Here is an 18,126-nt window from a genome sequence, read left to right on the forward strand (position 1 = left end):
CCTCATTGGCTCCGGTGCCCTCTACTCTTCAATTCTTGAAACACGGTGGTCATTGGCAGCTTACTTGATCTGGGCACGCTTGCCCTGACCGAGCGCATAAACTTCCGGGGAGCGCTTGCGCGAGGCCGCCGGTTTGCGAATCGTCACCTTGTCATAGCGGCGGCGAAGCTCACGAATGTAGTCGTCGGACCCGACGCCCTGGAACAGCTTGATCAGGAACGCCCCGCCCGGTTTGAGGTGGACATCGGCAAATTCCATTGCCAGTTCCGCCAGGTGCATCATCCGCGGTTGGTCGACCGCGTCCATGCCACTCTTATTGGGGGCCATATCGGACAGCACAAGGTCCACCGGCACATCGCCCAGCATCGCCTCGAATTCCGATAGGACTGTTTGCTCCCTGAAGTCGCCGTGAAGGAACTCCACCCCGGCCAGCGGCGGCATCTCCAGGATATCCAGCGCCACCACCCGGCCGCTGTCGCCCATGGACTTGCGTACCTGCTGCGACCAGCCGCCCGGCGCCGCGCCCAGGTCGACCACCACCATGCCCGGCTTGAGCAGACGGTCGCGCTGGAGCAGTTCTTCCAGCTTGTAGGCCGCGCGCGAGCGCATGCCTTCGGCCTGCGCCTTCTTGACGAACGGATCGGCGAAGTGTTCCTTGAGCCAACGCTGGCTGCTTTTACTACGGGAAGGCATCGGCAAAGGGGTCTGAACGGGTCGCCATGATACCCTGAACACCCTTTGCTTCCCTTTGATCCTGCATGTCCATTGTTCTCACCTCCGCCCAGAACCGTTTCCTGCGCGGCCAGGCCCACGATCTCAAGGCGCTGCTGCAGACCGGGGGCAAAGGGGTCACGCCGGCATTTCTGGCCGAACTCGAGGAAGTGCTCGAGCGCCACGAATTGATCAAGGTGAAGGTGACATCGGAGGATCGCGAGGCCCGTGACGCCATGATCGCCGAACTGACCCAGCACACCGGCAGCGCGCTGGTGCAGCGGATCGGCCATGTCGCCATCCTGTACCGCCCCAGCAAGGAAAAGCGTCAGATCGTGCTGCCGCGCGGCTGACAGACGAGTTCGCCATGCCTTTAAGCCAGGAACACCCCGACTACACCTATGCGCTGCGCGCGGCCGATGGCCGCCATGCCAAGGTGAACGACCAGATTCTGCAGCGCAGCTTCATCCTGATGCCCGACGAGCTGGTGGAAGGCTGGCCGGTGCCCGGCCTGGCGCAGCTCCAGGTCGCGCATATGGACGCGGTGCTGGCACTTGCCCCGGCGGTGATCCTGCTCGGCACCGGCGAGCGGCAGCAGTTTCCGAAGACGGACGTGCTTGCAGCCTGCCTGACCCGCGGCATCGGCCTGGAAGCGATGACCAATGCGGCCGCCGCACGCACCTACAACGTGCTGGCCAGCGAAGGCCGCCGGGTGGCGCTGGCGATGATTCTCGAAGGCTGATTAGGGAATCGGGAATCGGGAATCGGGAATCGGGAATCGGGAAAGCAGGCTGGACTGAAACTTCGCTGTCAAGCGAAATTTACCGAGCCTTAGATGCCCTGCTCGGGTCAGGCGTCGTCCGCCATCCATCAATAAAGCCCCGGCCCAAGGCTGTTGCGATTCCCTATTCCCTACTCCCGATTCACTTCCTAGGCAGATACAGCAATGGATCCACCGGCTTGCCGTTGTAGCGGATCTCGAAGTGCAGCATGTCGCGGGCAGCGCCGCTGCGGCCCATCTCGGCAATCTGCTGGCCGGCCTTGACGCTCTGGCCTTCGTTGAGCAGGCGCTTGCGGTTGTGTCCGTAGGCGGACAGCCACTGGTCGTTGTGCTTGATGATGATCAGCTCGCCGTAGCCGACCAGGCCGGCGCCGGAGTACACCACCACGCCATCGGCGGCAGCGCGCACCGCCTGCCCGCTGGCGCCGGCGATGTCCACGCCCTGTTTGGTGGTTTCGCCGGTGACGAAGGTGCCGACCACCACGCCATCGGCCGGCCAGCGCCACGGAAATCCACTGCTGACCGGCGCTGCGACCGGGGCACTCGGGCGCGGCGGAACCACCGTGCCGGCAGTGGAGGTGCTGCCGCCAGGCTTGCTGGCCCCGGGCGGGTAGAGCTTGAGGGTCTGGCCGGGATAGATGGTGTTCGGCGAGGACAGGCCATTCCAGGCCGCCAGATCCGGCGCGGTGATGTTGGTGCGGCGCGAGATGGCGTACAGCGTGTCACCGCGCTGGACGGTGACGGTCGCGCCCGGGCGCGGCACCGACGGACGTGGCGCCGCAGACGGACGTGCAGACGCCGAACCGCCGCCGGCTCCGGGCGAACGCACCACCGTGGCGCTGCTGCAGGCGGCCAGCCCGATGGCCACTGCGAGCAGGACTGCTGTCTTACATACCGAATTCATCTGCAACTTGCTCATCCGTTGGTTGTCTTCCACGCCAGCCACCCTGCTCCCACTGCCAGCACGGCCATGGCCACCCAGCCCAGCGGCTCGATCCAGCGATGCAACGCGGCTTCGGCACGCGCCCCACCCAGCCGGATCGCGCCGGCCACCAGGTACACGCGCTTGCCCCGCCCCACCAGCATGCTGGCGATGAAGGGCAGGATCGGCACGCCGACCACGCCCGAGGCCCAGGTAAAGATCTTCAGCGGAATCGGGGTGAAGCCCACCAGCACCAGCGCCCAGAAGGCCTTCCACGGCGAATCGGCGACCAGCGTGCGCAGGGTTTCGATCTGCGCCTGGATCTTCGCGCTCCAGCCCAGCCATTCGATCAGCGGCGACAATGCGGCAAAGGCGAAATGGCCCAGCAGATAGCCGACCAGCGCGCCGCAGACCGAGCCGAGCAGGCTCAAGGTGGCGAACCACAACGCGCGCCTGGGTTCGGCCAGCGACATCGGCGCCAGCATCACCTCCGGCGGCACCGGGAAGATGAAGCCCTCCACGAAACTGAGGCCGGTCAGCAGCGCCGGAGCGCGGCGATTGCGCGACCAACGAATGGCCACGTCGTACAACGGCCCGAAGATCTTCATCGAGGAACTCTCATGGATTCAATCCAGCATGCCCGACAACAGCGGGACGAACGTGACCGGCGCCAGAACCTGCTGTTCGATCGCGCCGTCGGCAGCGCGCGTGAGCTGCACCAGCGACTGCGACGAGGCGCCACCGACCGGGGCGACCAGCCGTCCGCCGACCGCCAGCTGATCGACTAGCGCATCGACCAGTGCCGGGGCGGCGGCGGTGACCACGATGGCATCGTAGGGGCCGTGTTCGGGCCAACCGATGCGGCCGTCGTCGTGCTTGCTGCGCACATTCATGCCCAGATGCCGGAAGCGCTTGCGCGCCTGCCGCAGCAGGTCGCCGATGCGCTCAACCGTGTACACCTCCAGCCCCAGCGCGGCCAGGATCGCGCCCTGGTAGCCGGAACCGGTGCCGACTTCGAGCACCCTGGTCGGGCCGACCTGCAGCACCGCCTCTGTCATCCGCGCGACCACCCAGGGCTGCGAGATGGTCTGGCCATGGCCGATCGGCAGGGCGGTGTCTTCGTAGGCGCGCGAGGCCAGCGCTTCGTCGATGAACAGATGGCGCGGCACCGTGCGCATCGCGTTGAGCGTGGCTTCGTCCTGGATGCCGGCCTCGCGCAGGCGCTCGACCAGCCGGTCGCGCACGCGTTGCGAGGTCATGCCGATCCCGACCGATTCCGGTTGCAGGCGCAGCCTGGGCGTCATGCCGGGGTATCCAGCGCGGCGGTCAACCCGCCCACCCAGCCGGCCACCGTCTCCAACGCCTGATAGCGGGTCAGGTCGACATGGATCGGGGTGATCGAGATATGCCCGGTGCGCACCGCGTGGAAGTCGGTGCCGGGGCCGGCATCCTGCTCCGGCCCGGCCGGGCCGATCCAGTACACGATGCGGCCGCGCGGATCGCGCTGCGGCACGCAGGGCTCGGACCGATGGCGGTTGCCGAGCCGGGTGACCTCGAAACCGAGCACATCCGACCAGGCCAGATCCGGCACGTTGACGTTGAGGATGGTGTTGGCGGGCAAGGGGTCGGCCTTCAGCCGTGCCACGATCTCCACCGCCGCGCGTGCGGCGCTCTGGTAGTTGTGCGCCTCATGGTTGTGCGTTACCAGCGACACCGCCACCGCCGGCAGGCCGAGGAAGCGGCCTTCCATCGCGGCGGACACGGTGCCCGAATAGATCACGTCATCGCCGAGATTGGCCGAGTTGTTGATGCCGGAGACCACGATATCCGGCTCGTAATCGAGCATGCCGGTCAGCGCCAGATGCACGCAGTCGGTCGGCGTGCCGGCCACCGCGCAGGTCTGCGCGTCGATGCGGCGGGTGCGGATCGGCACATCCAGCGTCAGCGAATTGCTGGCGCCGGAGCGGTCGCGGTCGGGTGCGACCACCATCACTTCATGACCGGCATGGCGCAGCGCCTCGGCCAAAATCTGGATGCCGGGGGCGTCGACACCGTCGTCGTTGCTAACCAGTACGCGCATGGGACTCCTCGGAAAACCGGGCAATGATACCGGATGCGTCCGCGCCCTTCGCGCTTGATCTTCGCTTGCACCTGAGGTTGGGCACGTTACGCTGTGACCATGTCGCATCCAGAAGACGAAGACGACGGCGCGCTGTTCCGCGCAGCGATCGGCGCGGTCAAGCCGATTCGCGAGGTCGCCCCACCGGCCAATGCCAAGCCGCGCCCCAAGCCGCGCGCGCGCATGGCCGAGCGCGACGACGCCGAAGCGCACACCGAATTCGCACGCCTGCTGCGCGACAGCGCGCCACTGGAAGCCGGAGATACCGCCAGCTACCGACGCGAGAATCTTCCCACCCGATTGTTTCAACGGCTCAAGCGCGGGCAGTTCTCGATCCAGGACGAGCTGGATCTGCATGGCGCCACCGCCACGCAGGCCGAATCCCTGCTGCGGCAGTTCCTGCTGGAGGCACATGCGCACGACCATGGCTGCGTGCGCATCATCCACGGCAAGGGGCTGCAGTCGGACAACGGTGCGCCGGTGTTGAAGAACCTGATGGATCGCCTGCTGCGTCAGCGCAATGACGTGCTGGCGTTTCATTCCGCACCGGCCACGCAAGGTGGCACCGGGGCGTTGCTGGTGTTGCTGGCGCGGCGTTAGGGCCGATGGGGTGGCCGGTTACCGACCTGGATTGCAGGCATGCGCTTGCGTGGGGACGGGCTGAGGGGAAAGCCCGTCGCGGCCTGGTCCGCTCCTACGCGTTGGCGTGTTTGCCGGGCGGCTGACGACCACCGGGCAGGCCTAGGCGTCGGAACGCGGGCCGGTGTTGAGACGGCCGGCGTCGCTGACCTCGCCGAGCTCCCACAGCACCGCGGTGGCGTAGCAACCGGGCGGCAGTGCGAATTCGAGCTGCAGGCTGTGTGCATCCAGCCAGCGGAACTCCAGCTGTTGCGGACGCAGGCGCAGTGCGCGGCGCTCCTGCTTCAGGCCCGCCGCTTCCAGGCCGTGGCGCAGCGCGTCGGATTGCGGATCGGACAAGGCGCCCTGCTCCACCGCTGCGGCCTGGCCGGTCGAACGCAGCTCGCCGGCACCCCACAACGGCCCGCTGGGATGGATATCGAAGCGCGCCAGGCGCTCTGCCAGTACATCGCTGAACGGCTCGGGGCCGAACACGCTGCGCGAGCCGTCCAGCATCCACGCCTCGCCCTCCAGTGCGGTGTCCCAGGTGCCCTGCCCCACGCGTGCGCTGAGCACTCGATTGAACAACGCCGAGCGCGCCGCCGACAGCAGCATCGAGCGCTGATCGTTGCGCAGCCGCCGCCTGGATGCCGGCGCCGCTGACAACGTGCCGTCGGCATTGGACTGGTAGCCGAACATCGCCAGCGCGGAGGCCACGTTGCCCCCATCGCGACCGAAACGCTGTTCGCCAAACCAGTTCGGGATACCGCGCGCGGCGATCGCCTGCAGGCGCTGTTCGATCGCAGCGCGCTCGCCCTGCACCTGCCGCAACGTCAACACGAAACGATTGCCCAGCAGTGCGCCGCGTTGCAGCTTGCGGTTGTGCCAGGTGCTGTCGATGACCTGCATCTCGTCGTCATCGAGCGTGGCGAGCTCCGGCGCGATGCGCTTGGGCAGATGCACGCTGAAGCGCTGCGTGGTCACCGCATGGCGGTCCTTCAGGCCGGCGTAGCTGACGCCCATCTCGGCGATCCCGGCCCAGTGCGCGAGTTTCTTCGCGATATAGGCGGTGTTCTGCCCACGCTTGCGGATGGTGAGCAACAGGTGCTCGCCCTCACCGGAGGGCTCGAAAGCCGGCAGCTCATCGACCTGAAAATCGTCGGGCGTGCTGCGCATTGCCGCGCCAAGCACCGCAGCGCCATGCGCACGTGGCAGAACAGAGGTGTCGCTCATGCTGTGATTTACCTTCGCGCCGACAGGTCGTGCGCTGTGTGCCGAATGCCTCGGCGCGGTGATGTCGCGTTGCAACGCCAAGATGAGCCCGGCGCGGGCAACCGCGATGTGGAACGGCTAGAAACCTGGCCGGCAGTGGTCAGATGCGTGTGGACGGTGCATGCAGGGCATGCGTAATGAGCGCTGTGCCTGGCACCATCGCCTGGCACCGTCCGTGCCCGGCCGGCGGTGGGCACCGGCCTTGCCGGCTGCGGTTATGCAGCGATCTTGCCAAGCAATACCGCCGCCTGCGCCGCAATGCCCTCGCTGCGGCCGGTGAAACCGAGTTTTTCGCTGGTGGTGGCCTTGACGCTGACCGCATCGAGCTCGATCGCCAGCAGGCCGGCAATGCGTTCGCGCATGGCCAGCGCATGCGGGCCGATCTTGGGACGCTCGCAGATCACGGTGACATCGGCATTGCCGACACGCCAGCCACGCTCGCGCAGCAAATGATCGCAATGCTGCAGGAACTGCGCGCTGTCGGCATCCTTCCAGCGCGCATCGGACGGCGGAAAGTGCTGCCCGATATCGCCCAGCGCCAGCGCACCCAGCATTGCATCGCACAGCGCATGCAGCACCACGTCGCCATCGCTGTGCGCAAGCACGCCATGGCTGTGCGCGACGCGCACGCCGCCCAGCATCACGTGGTCGCCCGCGCCGAACGCATGCACGTCGTAGCCCTGACCGATTCGAAAATTGAAAGACATGGAAAATCCGTGGTGAGTGAGAGTGCCCAACAACAGGGAGCAAGCAGTCGTTTAGGTCGGCATGGACGCTGCAAACAGACCGCAGTGTACGAGTGGCCTACACGGCCGGTTCCGCAAACCGGCCTCGCAATCGTTCGACAGCCGCCCTAACGCGTGTTGACGTCGTGATTGGCATCGGCAACCACCGCATCGTTGCGTGTGGCCACCAATTCGGCATCCACCGCCACGCCGCGGCGTGCGAGCTCGAATTCGAAGCGCGCCAGATCCGTTGGCGTGGTCACCTTGAAGTTGTCTTCGGCACCTTCCACCAGCAACGGGCGCAATCCCAGCCGCTCCATCGCCATCGCCTCGTCGGTCACGTCCACGCCGGCGGCCGACGCTTCGGTCAGGCCGCGGATCAGTTGATGGCGACGAAACAGCTGCGGGGTCAGCGCGCGCCACAGCCGCTCGCGCGGTTCGGTGGCATCGATGCCGCCATCGTCGCCGGCACGCTTGAGGGTGTCGCGCACCGGTGCAGCCAGGATCGCGCCGACCGGATCGCCGCGGCCGATTTCCAGCAGGCGCTCCAGGTCGGCCAGGCCGAGATTGGGCCGCGCGGCGTCGTGCACCAGCACAAAGTCATCGGCGCGCACGCTCTCGGGCAAGGCCAGCAATCCGGCCAGCACCGATGCCGCACGTGTCCCGCCGCCGACGCAGGTCAGCACCGGCTTGGCCTGCACCGACGTCCAGCCCGGCCAATCCGCATCGTCGGGCGCGATGGCCACCACGATGCCGGCCACCACCGGATGCGCGGCAAGCGCCGCCAGCGTGTAGGCCATCAGTGGTTGCCCGGCGGCGGGCAGATATTGTTTGGGGGTCTGCCCGCCAAAGCGCGTGCCGCGCCCGGCGGCCGGCACGATCGCCCAGATCGAACCGGTCATGGCTGTTCCGCCGGCGCGTCGGGCTCGACGGGTGCGGCCGACGGCGCGGCCACCGCGGGCGGCAGTGGCGGTGCATCCTCGACCACGCGATAGAAGGTCTCGCCCGGTTTGATCATGCCCAGCTCGCTGCGCGCGCGTTCCTCGATTGCCGCCTCGCCGTCCTTCAAATCCTTCACCTCTGCTGCCAACGCCTGGTTGCGTTGGCGCAGACCTTCGTTGTCCTGTGTCTGATGCGCAACCTGGGCTTCCAGCATCATGACTTCGCCGGAATTCCCAGGCCCGAACCAGAAGCGGTACTGCAGCCAAGCCAGCAGCACCGCCAGCACCAGCAGTAGCCAGCGCCAGTTGCGCACGGCTTATCGCTTGATCGAAACGAACGCGTCGCGGCCGGCGTAGCGTGCGCCGGAGCCCAGCGCCTGCTCGATGCGCAGCAACTGGTTGTACTTGGCGACGCGATCGCTGCGGCACAGCGAGCCGGTCTTGATCTGGGTGGCGGTGGTGGCCACGGCGATGTCGGCGATGGTGGTGTCTTCGGTTTCGCCCGAACGGTGCGAGACGATCGAGGCATAGTTGGCCGCGTGCGCCATCGCGATGGCCTCCAGCGTCTCGGTCAGCGTGCCGATCTGGTTGACCTTGATCAGGATCGCATTGGCGGTGCCCGAGTCGATGCCCTGCTTGAAGATCTTCGGGTTGGTGACGAACAGGTCGTCGCCGACCAGCTGCACCTTCTTGCCAACGCGGTCGGTGAGCAGCTTCCAGCCGGCCCAGTCGTCCTCGGCCAGGCCGTCTTCGATGCTGATGATCGGATACTGCGCGACCCAGTCGGCCAGGAAGTCGACGAACTGCTCGCTGGTCAGGCGCTTGTTCTCGCCAACCAGGTTGTACTTGCCGTTGTCGTAGAACTCGCTGGAAGCCACGTCCAGGCCCAGCAGCACGTCTTCGCCCGCGGTGTAGCCGGCCTTGCCGATCGCCTCGAGAATGGTGTCCAGCGCTTCGACATTGCTGCGGAAGTCCGGCGCAAAGCCGCCTTCGTCGCCGACTGCCGTGCTCAGGCCGTGGCCCTTGAGCACCGACTTGAGCGCGTGGAAGATCTCGGTACCGGCACGCAGCGCTTCGGAGAACGAGCTGCAACCGACCGGCAGCACCATGAACTCCTGGAAGTCGACGTTGTTGTCGGCATGCGCGCCGCCGTTGATGATGTTCATCATCGGCACCGGCAGCGCCACGTCCGATTCGGTGATGGTGGACAGGTACTGCCACAACGGCTGCTTGCGCGAGGCGGCCACGGCATGCGCGGCGGCCAGCGACACACCCAGCAGCGCATTCGCGCCCAGGCGGCCCTTGTTCTCGGTGCCGTCCAGATCGATCAGGCGGCGGTCCAGGCCCTGCTGGTCGGCGGCATCGAAGCCCTTCAGCGTCTCGGCGATGGTGCCATTGACGTTCTGCACCGCGTGCAGCACGCCCTTGCCCAGGTAGCGGGTCTTGTCGCCATCGCGCAGTTCCACCGCTTCCTTGGTGCCGGTCGAGGCGCCCGAGGGCACGGCGGCGCGGCCGAAGGAGCCGTCATCCAGCGTGACTTCGGCCTCCAGCGTGGGATTGCCGCGGGAGTCGAGGATTTCGCGGGCGAGGATCTTGGCGATAGTGGTCATAGGTCGATCGGTTACCAGTAAGGGGGAAGGACACCGGAAACAAGCTGCCGGATTATCGCCGCAGGACTGCGGCTTGCCAAATGGCGTGAGCATGCGGCCGCCGCGATGGCGACACGTCAGGACGCCGGAGCAGCAGGTGGGCGGCAGTACCGACTGCGCAGTGCAGCGGTGTCAGCTGCAGCTGCCACACGCGGCACTGCTGTGCGAACACCAGCACCACATCCGCATCCGCGGCGCTAACGGACCACGCAGCAGCGGCCGCGCGCGCCACCGCATTGCCTGATCAGACGCCTTGTTCGAGGAAGCCGTGACGCTTGGTGATGGTGTCCAGCGCCAGCAGTGTCTCCAGCAGGGCTTCCATCTTGTCCAGCGGCCAGGCGTTGGGGCCGTCCGACAAGGCCTTGGAAGGGTCCGGATGGGTTTCGGCAAACAGGCCGGAAATGCCCACCGCCACCGCGGCGCGCGCCAGCACCGGCACGAATTCGCGCTGGCCGCCGGAACTGCTGCCCTGCCCGCCCGGCAGCTGCACCGAATGGGTGGCATCGAACACCACCGGGCAACCGGTATCGCGCATCACGCTCAGCGAGCGCATGTCGCTGACCAGATTGTTGTAGCCGAACGAGGCACCACGTTCGCAGACCATGATCTGTTCGTTGCCGGTCGACTTGGCCTTGTCCACCACCGGCTTCATGTCCCATGGCGACAGGAACTGGCCCTTCTTGATGTTGACCGGCTTGCCGGCGGCACAGACGTTCTTGATGAAGTCGGTCTGGCGCACCAGGAAGGCCGGGGTCTGCAGCACGTCGACGACGGCGGCGACCTCGTTCATCGGGGTGTATTCGTGCACATCGGTCAGCACCGGCACGCCGATCTGCTTTTTCACCGCTTCCAGCACTTTCAGGCCTTCTTCCAGGCCCGGGCCGCGGAAGCTGGTGCCGGAGGTGCGGTTGGCCTTGTCGAAGCTCGACTTGAAGATGAAGTTGATCCCCAGCCTGCCGGTGATCTCCTTGAGCTTGCCGGCCACGTCGAGCTGCAGCTGCATCGACTCGATCACGCAGGGGCCGGCAATCAGGAACAACGGCTGATCCAGGCCGACGTCGAAGTCACAGAGTTTCATCAGGTCACCTTATTGATTAAGCCCCTCTCCCGTCGGGAGAGGGGTTAGGATGAGGGGGCGGTTGCAACGCGCTGGTGAAGCCCGATGGCTTGCCCAGGCCGGCGCATGGCGACGCGTTCGCCATGGCTGCCATCTTCCAGTGCGTTGCGGCACCCACTCATCCGGCACGGCGCGCCCGCGTCTCCCGCAGGGAGAACAAGCGGCTCACGCACGCGCTTCCTTCAGCAGTTTTCCACCCGCCTTCTTCTCGCGCGCGGCGCGCACGAAGCCGATGAACAGCGGATGCCCGTCGCGCGGGGTGGAGAGGAATTCCGGATGCGCCTGGCAGGCCAGGAACCACGGGTGCGTTTCGCGCGGCAGCTCCACCATCTCCACCAGCGTGTCGTCCATCGACTTGCCGGAGATCACCAGGCCGGCGTCTTCCAGCTGGGTGCGGTAGCGGTTGTTGAACTCGTAGCGGTGGCGATGGCGTTCGGCGACCACGTCCTTGCCGTACACCTCGCGCGCCAGCGTTCCCGGTTTGAGCCGTTGCTCCTGCAGACCCAGGCGCATGGTGCCGCCCAAGTCGGATTTCTCGTCGCGTTTTTCCACCTCGCCGGTGGCGGTGCGCCATTCGGTGATCAGGCCGATCACCGGGTGCGGCGACTGGCGATCGTTCTCGGTGCTGTTGGCTGCGTCCAGGTCGGCCACGTGGCGGGCATAGTCCACCACCGCCGCCTGCATGCCGTAGCAGATGCCGAAATACGGCACCTTGTGCTCGCGCGCGTATTTGGAGGTCAGCACCTTGCCTTCGAAGCCACGGTCGCCGAAGCCGCCCGGCACCAGGATGCCGTCGATATCCTGCAGCGCCGCCATGTCGCTGCCTTCCAGGTCCTGCGCTTCCAGCCACTTCAGGTTGACCTTGGTGCGCTGGCGCAGACCGCCGTGACGCAGCGCTTCGGCCACCGACTTGTAGGCGTCCTGGTGGTCGACGTACTTGCCGACCACTGCAATGGTGACCTCGTCCAGCGGATGCTTGACCGCATCCACCACCGCCGCCCATTCGGACAGGTCGGGCGCAGCCACCTTGTCGCGCAGCTTGAACTGATCGATGACCAACTCGTCCAGGCCCTGGCGACGCAGTTCCAGCGGCATGCCGTACAGCACGTCGATATCGGGGCAGCTGATCACCGCGCGCTCGGAGACGTTGGTGAACAACGCGATCTTGCGGCGCTCCGAATCCGGAACCGCCTGCTCGGAACGGCACAGCAGCACGTCCGGCTGGATACCGATCGAGCGCAGTTCCTTGACCGAGTGCTGGGTCGGCTTGGTCTTCAGCTCGCCAGCGGCGGCGATGTATGGCACCAGCGTGAGGTGCATGAACATGGCCTTTTCGGCGCCCCGCTCGGTGCGCACCTGGCGGATCGCCTCCAGGAACGGCAGCGACTCGATATCGCCGACGGTGCCGCCGATCTCGATCAGCGCCACGTCGAAGCCGGCGGTGGCCTCGTCGATGCAACGGCGGATCTCGTCGGTGATATGCGGGATCACCTGCACGGTGGCGCCCAGGTAATCGCCACGACGCTCCTTGCGGATCACGTTCTCGTAGATGCGGCCGGTGGTGACCGAGTTCTTGCGCGACAGCCGCGTGCGCACGTAGCGCTCGTAGTGACCCAGGTCCAGGTCGGTCTCGGCGCCGTCGTCGGTGACGTAGACCTCGCCATGCTGGAACGGGCTCATCGTGCCCGGGTCCACATTGATGTAGGGGTCCAGCTTCATCATCGTGACCTTCAGGCCACGCGCTTCCAGAATGGAGGCAAGCGAAGCGGCGGCAATGCCCTTGCCTAGCGAGGACACTACGCCGCCGGTAACAAAAATCAGGGGGGTCATGGGGCTTGGAGCCTCCCGGAAAGCCATAGTTTAGCGGGTGACGGGCGAATGCCCAAGGGTTGCGTGACGATCATGTCGTCACAGCGGCGAAAGCGGCGCTGCGCCTGGCGCCCAAATGCAGACGCCCCGGCCAAGGCCGGGGCGTCTGTGTGGCGTGGCACCGACTCGCACTGGCATCAACGCGCCGGCTTTTCTTCTTCCTCTTCCTCGCGCGGGGCGTCATCGGCCTTGGGCTTGTGCGCCGCGGCGGCGGCACGGCGTTCGGCCTTGCGCTCGGCTTCGGTCTTGGCCTTGGCGTCGTCGGCCTTCTGCGCGCTGGCGCCGGTGCCCTGCCCGGTCTGCTGCGGGGCCGCCTGGGCCAGGGCAGGAAGCGCGGCCACTGCGGCAGCACCGAGGGTGAGCATCAGGATGTGCTTGAACTTCATGGTGTCCTCCGGTTTCGGTGACATCCTCAGGTGGGGACGTTTGGTTCCGAATCCAATGCCAGGGTATCCAGCCGCACCCCGCCCTGCACTGAACGTCTGTCGCGTGCAAAAAATCGGCCCAGCCCCCACACTTGCGCGTCGTTTCACGTGCCAACGAGATGCATGAACACCCGTTATAACGCCGCCGATATTGAAGTGCTGTCGGGCCTGGACCCGGTCAAACGCCGCCCTGGCATGTATACCGACACTGCGCGCCCGAACCACCTGGCGCAGGAAGTGATCGACAACTCGGTCGACGAGGCGCTGGCCGGTCATGCCAGGCAGGTCGAAGTGACCCTGTACAAGGATGGCAGCTGCGAGGTGTCCGACGACGGCCGCGGCATGCCGGTGGACATGCACCCGGAAGAAAAGATTCCCGGGGTCGAGCTGATCCTGACCCGGCTGCATGCCGGCGGCAAGTTCAGCAACCGCAACTACACCTTCTCCGGCGGCCTGCATGGCGTTGGCGTGAGCGTGGTCAATGCGCTGTCGACCAAGGTCGAGCTGTTCATCAAGCGCGAAGGCAGCGAGCACCGCATGGAGTTCCGCGACGGCCACGCCGCGTCCAAGCTGGAAGTGGTGGGCACCGTCGGCAAGAAGAACACCGGCACGCGGCTGCGCTTCTGGGCCGATCCCAAGTACTTCGACACGCCCAAGTTCAACGTGCGCGCGTTGCGCCACCTGCTGCGCGCCAAGGCGGTGCTGTGCCCCGGCCTGACCGTCAAGCTGCACGACGAGGCCACCGGCGAGCAGGACAGCTGGTACTTCGAGAACGGCCTGCGCGACTACCTCAAGGGCGAGATGGCCGCCCACGAGCTGCTGCCGGCCGACCTGTTCGCGGGCAGCCTGAAGAAGGACACCGAGATCGTCGACTGGGCCGCGGCCTGGGTGCCGGAAGGCGAGCTGGTGCAGGAAAGCTACGTCAACCTGATCCCGACCGCGCAGCACGGCACCCACGTCAACGGCCTGCGTTCGGGCCTGACCGATGCGCTGCGCGAGTTCTGCGACTTCCGCAACCTGCTGCCGCGCGGGGTCAAGCTGGCGCCGGAAGACGTGTGGGACCGGGTCACCTTCGTGCTCAGCCTGAAGATGACCGACCCGCAGTTCTCCGGGCAGACCAAGGAGCGCCTGTCCTCGCGCCAGGCCGCCGGCTTCATCGAAGGCGCCGCGCACGATGCCTTCAGCCTGTACCTGAACCAGAACGTGGAGATCGGCGAGAAGATCGCGCAGATCGCCATCGACCGCGCCAGCGCGCGGTTGAAGACCGAAAAGCAGATCGTCCGCAAGAAGGTCACTCAGGGCCCGGCCCTGCCCGGCAAGCTGGCCGACTGCATCAGCCAGGACCTGTCGCGCACCGAATTGTTCCTGGTCGAGGGCGACTCGGCCGGCGGCTCGGCCAAGCAGGCGCGCGACAAGGATTTCCAGGCGATCCTGCCGCTGCGCGGCAAGATCCTCAACACCTGGGAAGTGGCTTCGGGCAGCGTGCTGGCCTCCGAGGAAGTGCATAACCTGGCGATCGCAATCGGCTGCGATCCGGGCAAGGACGACATCACCGGGCTGCGCTACGGCAAGGTGGTGATCCTGGCCGATGCGGACTCGGACGGCCTGCATATCGCCACCCTGCTGACCGCGCTGTTCCTCAAGCATTTCCCGGCGCTGGTTGCCGCGGGCCATGTGTTCGTGGCGATGCCGCCGTTGTTCCGCGTGGACGTGGGCAAGCAGGTGTTCTATGCGCTGGACGAAGAGGAAAAGACCACGCTGCTGGACAAGATCGCGCGCGAGAAGATCAAGGGCCAGGTCAGCGTCACCCGCTTCAAGGGCCTGGGCGAGATGAACCCGCAGCAGCTGCGCGAATCGACCATCCATCCGGATACGCGTCGCCTGGTGCAGCTGACCATCGACGATGGCGAACAGACCCGCTCGCTGATGGACATGTTGCTGGCGAAGAAGCGCGCCGGCGATCGCAAGCAGTGGCTGGAGACCAAGGGCGATCTGGCGTCGCTGGAAGTTTAAGAACCTCTGGAAAGCGTTAAGGACCTAAAGGTCAAGCCCCTCTCCCGTCGGGAGAGGGGTTGGGGTGAGGGTACGTGCGAAGCCACTGGGTAAGTAACCGCCTGAGGCTGCGCCCCGTACCCTCATCCGCCCCTGCGGGGCACCTTCTCCCGACGGGAGAAGGGAGTGTCATCGGTTTTCTCTTAGGTCGATGCCTATTTCAGCAGCCTGCCCAAACCTCGCCCTCTGGGTCAGACGGCTGCCTGCCGCGGCACAGACGGCGCCATGCCAGGCATGCGGCGTCGGCCGACGCGACACATGTGCCTTTGTGCACATCCATCGGGCGCCGCCGGGGGCCTAGCATCGTCGCTCCCCTGCCGAACGTCCGATGCTCATGTCCTTTTTTCTCCGCGCCAGCCTGCTGGCCTGCGTCCTGCTCAGCGGGACGGCGCTGGCCGATGCGCCCGACAAGACCGATGCAAAACCCGATACCAAATCCGACGCGGCGGTGGCCAAACCCGCGCCACTGCCGGCCGATGCCAGCGTGCGGCAAAGCACGCGCGTGGCCGGGCGCTCGCTGAGTTACACCGCAACCGTCGGCACGCTGCCGGTGCGCGACGCGCAGGGCAGGACCACCGGCGAAGTGGTGTTCACCGCCTACACGGTCGATGGCAAGGACCGCCCGGTGACCTTTGCATTGAATGGCGGGCCCGGCGCGTCGTCGGTCTATCTGAACATGGGCGCGATCGGGCCGAAGGTGGTCGGCTTCGGCGCCGAAGGCGACAGCGCGTCCGCACCGGCGACCTTGCGCGACAATCCGGGCACCTGGCTGGACTTCACCGACCTGGTGTTCATCGACCCGGTCGGCACCGGCTTCAGCCGCGCGCTCATCGGCGACGACGAGGCCAAGAAGCAGTTCTACAACCCGCAGGCCGACGTGGAATATCTCTCGCGCGTGATCTACGACTGGCTGCTGAAGAATCGCCGCCTGCAGACGCGCAAGTATCTGGTCGGCGAAAGCTATGGTGGCTTCCGCGGCCCGCGCATCACCCAGTATCTGCAGACCCGCCTCGGCGTGGCGATGAACGGCGTGGTGCTGGTGTCGCCGTACCTCAACCCGACCCTGGACGACAACAGCGATGTCTCGCCCCTGGCATGGATGATGACGCTGCCCTCGATCGCCGCCGCGCATCTGGAGCGCCAGGGCCAGCTCAGCGACACGGCGATGCGCCAGGTGATCGACTACACCCGCGGCGACTATGCGGTGGCGCTGATGAAGGGCCGCACCGACCCGCAGGCCACCGAGGCGATGCTGCAACAGGTCGCCCGCATGACCGGACTGGACGCGACCTATGTGCGCCGCTCCGGCGGACGCCTGGAAACCCAGGCATACCTGCGCGAGGTGTTCCGCGACAAGGGCGAGCTGGGCAGCCGCTACGACTCCAACGTCACCGCGTTCGACCCCTTCCCCAACGATCCGGAGCAGCGCGCCAACGACCCGCTGCTGGACAGCATCATCGCGCCGACCACCACCGCGATGGTGGACTTCGTCACCCGGGTCGTCGGCTGGAAAGTCGATGCCCGCTATCAGGCGATCAATTACGAGGTCAATACGGCGTGGGAATGGGGCGATGAACTGCGCAAGGGCGCGGTGACGCAGCTGCGTCAATCGGTGGCGATCGACCCCAAGCTGCGTGTACTGATCGCACATGGCTGGAACGATCTCTCCTGCCCGTTCATGGGCTCGGTGCTGACGGTGGACCAGATGCCGGCGATGGGCGACCCCACGCGCGTGCAGGTGCGCGAATATCCCGGCGGCCACATGTTCTACAACCGCCCCGACAGCCAGGCCGCGTTCCGCAACGACGTCAAGGCGCTGTACGAAACCCGCTGAGCACAGCCATCGCCGGCCGCACACGCGGCTGGCGATGCAGCACACCGACGGCGCGCGCGTACCAACCCGTCGCCAAGCCACCGGCAAAGCCAATAGTGGTTTCGGGCCGCCACACGTGTGACTTGCCCGCGTCAACGTTCAACACCACTCGCTGCCGTCGAGATTCAAATCAGCCGAACAAACCAAAACGCGCACCAGCTGTTACGAATCCCGATCCCCTACTCCCGATTCCCCATTCACAACGCCCCAGGCGCCACAGCCCGCACATTCCACCCCAGCCACTCGTAGACCCGATAACGCGCAATGCCCAGATACTCGTGCAGGGCGACATCGGCCACGGTGAAGTTGTAGCTCTGCGGCAACCACGCCCAGGACGCGGTCAGCCAATCCGACCGTACCGGCGTGGCATCGATGCCGAAATGGCGGAAATACAGTTCGGCGCGCCGCAGATGGGTGGCCGAGGACACCAGCACGACGCGATCGGGGCGGTACGTGCGCAGCAGTGGCTGGCTGAACTGCGCGTTCTGCCAGGTGTTCATGCTGGACGGCTCCATGATCAGGTCAGCCTGATCGATCCCGAGCCCGATCAGCACCTTTCGGTACACCACCGCCTCGGACAGGCCCAGCCCGCGTGCATCGCCGCCACTGATCTCGATCTTGCAGTCGCCGCCGTGCGCACGGCACTGCCGGTACAGCCGCGCCGATTCGACGATGCGGCCATAGGCGAACATGTTGGACTCGGCGGTGGCGTCGGGGCCATCCGGCCGCACCGTCCCTGCGCCCAGCAGCACGATCATGTTGCGCGCGCGCCAGTCGTTGAAGTCGTTGACGCCGGTCTGCTGCAAGCCGTGCAGCATCCAGCTCGCCAACGGGCCGCAGCCCACCAGCAGCAGCAGGGCCAGCGTGGCCGCCGCCAGCGCACGCGCACTGCGCAGCCAGCGCCGGCGGCCGATCAACCAGGACAGCAGGAACAGCACGCACACCAGCGCAAGCATCATCGGCGCGTTTCCTCAGGCAGGACGCGTTGGGATATCAGGGTCGAACCGGATGCCCTGCAACCGGACGCCCTGCAGTCGGCGCGCATGCTCGCC

Annotated in this window: 19 protein-coding genes; 5 read left to right on the top strand and 14 right to left on the bottom strand. The window is 66.3% G+C overall.

Annotated elements, in window-relative coordinates:
- Positions 1-60: 60 nt before the first annotated feature.
- Complete coding sequence (gene rlmE / locus EO141_RS18655; RefSeq protein ID WP_104582893.1) at positions 61-693, bottom strand: 23S rRNA (uridine(2552)-2'-O)-methyltransferase RlmE; 633 nt, start codon at positions 691-693, stop codon at positions 61-63.
- A 65-nt stretch (positions 694-758) separates the two neighbouring features.
- Here rlmE and yhbY point away from each other — a divergent pair, with 65 nt between their 5' ends.
- A complete protein-coding gene (yhbY, locus tag EO141_RS18660) occupies positions 759-1,064 on the top strand; it encodes a ribosome assembly RNA-binding protein YhbY (RefSeq protein ID WP_104582892.1) in 306 nt (101 codons plus the stop codon).
- Positions 1,065-1,078: 14 nt separating this feature from the next.
- Complete coding sequence (locus tag EO141_RS18665) at positions 1,079-1,453, top strand: Mth938-like domain-containing protein (RefSeq protein ID WP_104648525.1); 375 nt, start codon at positions 1,079-1,081, stop codon at positions 1,451-1,453.
- A 181-nt stretch (positions 1,454-1,634) separates the two neighbouring features.
- Here the strand turns inward: EO141_RS18665 and EO141_RS18670 are convergent, their stop codons facing one another.
- From EO141_RS18670 to surE, 4 genes are read right to left on the bottom strand one after another with little or no spacing between them, the layout of a single operon-like run.
- Positions 1,635-2,411: a peptidoglycan DD-metalloendopeptidase family protein gene (locus EO141_RS18670; protein ID WP_164739313.1), complete on the bottom strand. Its 777-nt coding sequence runs from the start codon at positions 2,409-2,411 to the stop codon at positions 1,635-1,637.
- Positions 2,408-3,022 carry a YqaA family protein gene (locus tag EO141_RS18675; protein ID WP_104648524.1) on the bottom strand — a complete coding sequence of 205 codons (615 nt, stop codon included), beginning with the start codon at positions 3,020-3,022 and terminating at the stop codon, positions 2,408-2,410. The genes EO141_RS18670 and EO141_RS18675 overlap by 4 nt, the downstream gene beginning before the upstream one ends.
- Positions 3,023-3,040: 18 nt before the next feature.
- Complete coding sequence (locus EO141_RS18680) at positions 3,041-3,718, bottom strand: protein-L-isoaspartate(D-aspartate) O-methyltransferase (RefSeq protein ID WP_104582889.1); 678 nt, start codon at positions 3,716-3,718, stop codon at positions 3,041-3,043.
- Positions 3,715-4,494 (bottom strand): 5'/3'-nucleotidase SurE, encoded by a 780-nt coding sequence (gene surE, locus EO141_RS18685; protein WP_127169930.1) that lies wholly within the window; start codon positions 4,492-4,494, stop codon positions 3,715-3,717. Before surE ends, EO141_RS18680 begins: the two co-directional genes overlap by 4 nt.
- A gap of 99 nt (positions 4,495-4,593) precedes the next feature.
- Between surE and EO141_RS18690 the strand changes: the two genes are divergently transcribed.
- Positions 4,594-5,133: a Smr/MutS family protein gene (locus EO141_RS18690; RefSeq protein WP_164739314.1), complete on the top strand. Its 540-nt coding sequence runs from the start codon at positions 4,594-4,596 to the stop codon at positions 5,131-5,133.
- A 141-nt stretch (positions 5,134-5,274) separates the two neighbouring features.
- Here EO141_RS18690 and truD read toward each other — a convergent pair whose 3' ends face one another.
- From truD to EO141_RS18730, 8 genes are all read right to left on the bottom strand, one after another.
- On the bottom strand, positions 5,275-6,384 hold the full coding sequence (gene truD / locus EO141_RS18695) for a tRNA pseudouridine(13) synthase TruD (protein WP_127169931.1): 1,110 nt from the start codon (positions 6,382-6,384) through the stop codon (positions 5,275-5,277).
- A gap of 254 nt (positions 6,385-6,638) precedes the next feature.
- A complete protein-coding gene (gene ispF / locus EO141_RS18700; protein ID WP_104582885.1) occupies positions 6,639-7,130 on the bottom strand; it encodes a 2-C-methyl-D-erythritol 2,4-cyclodiphosphate synthase in 492 nt (163 codons plus the stop codon).
- Positions 7,131-7,276: 146 nt separating this feature from the next.
- Positions 7,277-8,050: a 2-C-methyl-D-erythritol 4-phosphate cytidylyltransferase gene (ispD, locus tag EO141_RS18705; RefSeq protein WP_104582884.1), complete on the bottom strand. Its 774-nt coding sequence runs from the start codon at positions 8,048-8,050 to the stop codon at positions 7,277-7,279.
- The gene (gene ftsB / locus EO141_RS18710; RefSeq protein WP_016904016.1) at positions 8,047-8,403 is read right to left on the bottom strand and encodes a cell division protein FtsB; all 357 of its coding nucleotides are present in this window, start codon (positions 8,401-8,403) and stop codon (positions 8,047-8,049) included. Before ftsB ends, ispD begins: the two co-directional genes overlap by 4 nt.
- Positions 8,404-8,406: 3 nt before the next feature.
- The gene (gene eno, locus EO141_RS18715) at positions 8,407-9,699 is read right to left on the bottom strand and encodes a phosphopyruvate hydratase (RefSeq protein ID WP_104582883.1); all 1,293 of its coding nucleotides are present in this window, start codon (positions 9,697-9,699) and stop codon (positions 8,407-8,409) included.
- A 283-nt stretch (positions 9,700-9,982) separates the two neighbouring features.
- The gene (gene kdsA, locus EO141_RS18720) at positions 9,983-10,816 is read right to left on the bottom strand and encodes a 3-deoxy-8-phosphooctulonate synthase (RefSeq protein WP_127169932.1); all 834 of its coding nucleotides are present in this window, start codon (positions 10,814-10,816) and stop codon (positions 9,983-9,985) included.
- Positions 10,817-11,020: 204 nt separating this feature from the next.
- On the bottom strand, positions 11,021-12,685 hold the full coding sequence (locus EO141_RS18725) for a CTP synthase (protein ID WP_104582881.1): 1,665 nt from the start codon (positions 12,683-12,685) through the stop codon (positions 11,021-11,023).
- 176 nt (positions 12,686-12,861) lie between these two features.
- Complete coding sequence (locus EO141_RS18730; RefSeq protein WP_164739315.1) at positions 12,862-13,110, bottom strand: hypothetical protein; 249 nt, start codon at positions 13,108-13,110, stop codon at positions 12,862-12,864.
- A gap of 162 nt (positions 13,111-13,272) precedes the next feature.
- Between EO141_RS18730 and parE the strand changes: the two genes are divergently transcribed.
- Both parE and EO141_RS18740 read left to right on the top strand, forming a co-directional pair.
- On the top strand, positions 13,273-15,162 hold the full coding sequence (gene parE / locus EO141_RS18735; RefSeq protein ID WP_104582880.1) for a DNA topoisomerase IV subunit B: 1,890 nt from the start codon (positions 13,273-13,275) through the stop codon (positions 15,160-15,162).
- Positions 15,163-15,535: 373 nt separating this feature from the next.
- Complete coding sequence (locus EO141_RS18740; protein ID WP_127169933.1) at positions 15,536-17,035, top strand: S10 family peptidase; 1,500 nt, start codon at positions 15,536-15,538, stop codon at positions 17,033-17,035.
- 236 nt (positions 17,036-17,271) lie between these two features.
- Here the strand turns inward: EO141_RS18740 and EO141_RS18745 are convergent, their stop codons facing one another.
- Positions 17,272-18,033 carry a YdcF family protein gene (locus EO141_RS18745; protein ID WP_115676773.1) on the bottom strand — a complete coding sequence of 254 codons (762 nt, stop codon included), beginning with the start codon at positions 18,031-18,033 and terminating at the stop codon, positions 17,272-17,274.
- Positions 18,034-18,126 lie beyond the last annotated feature (93 nt).

It is taken from the genome of Xanthomonas sp. BRIP62415 (assembly GCF_003993515.1).
Classification (GTDB): Bacteria; Pseudomonadota; Gammaproteobacteria; order Xanthomonadales; family Xanthomonadaceae; genus Xanthomonas; species Xanthomonas euroxanthea.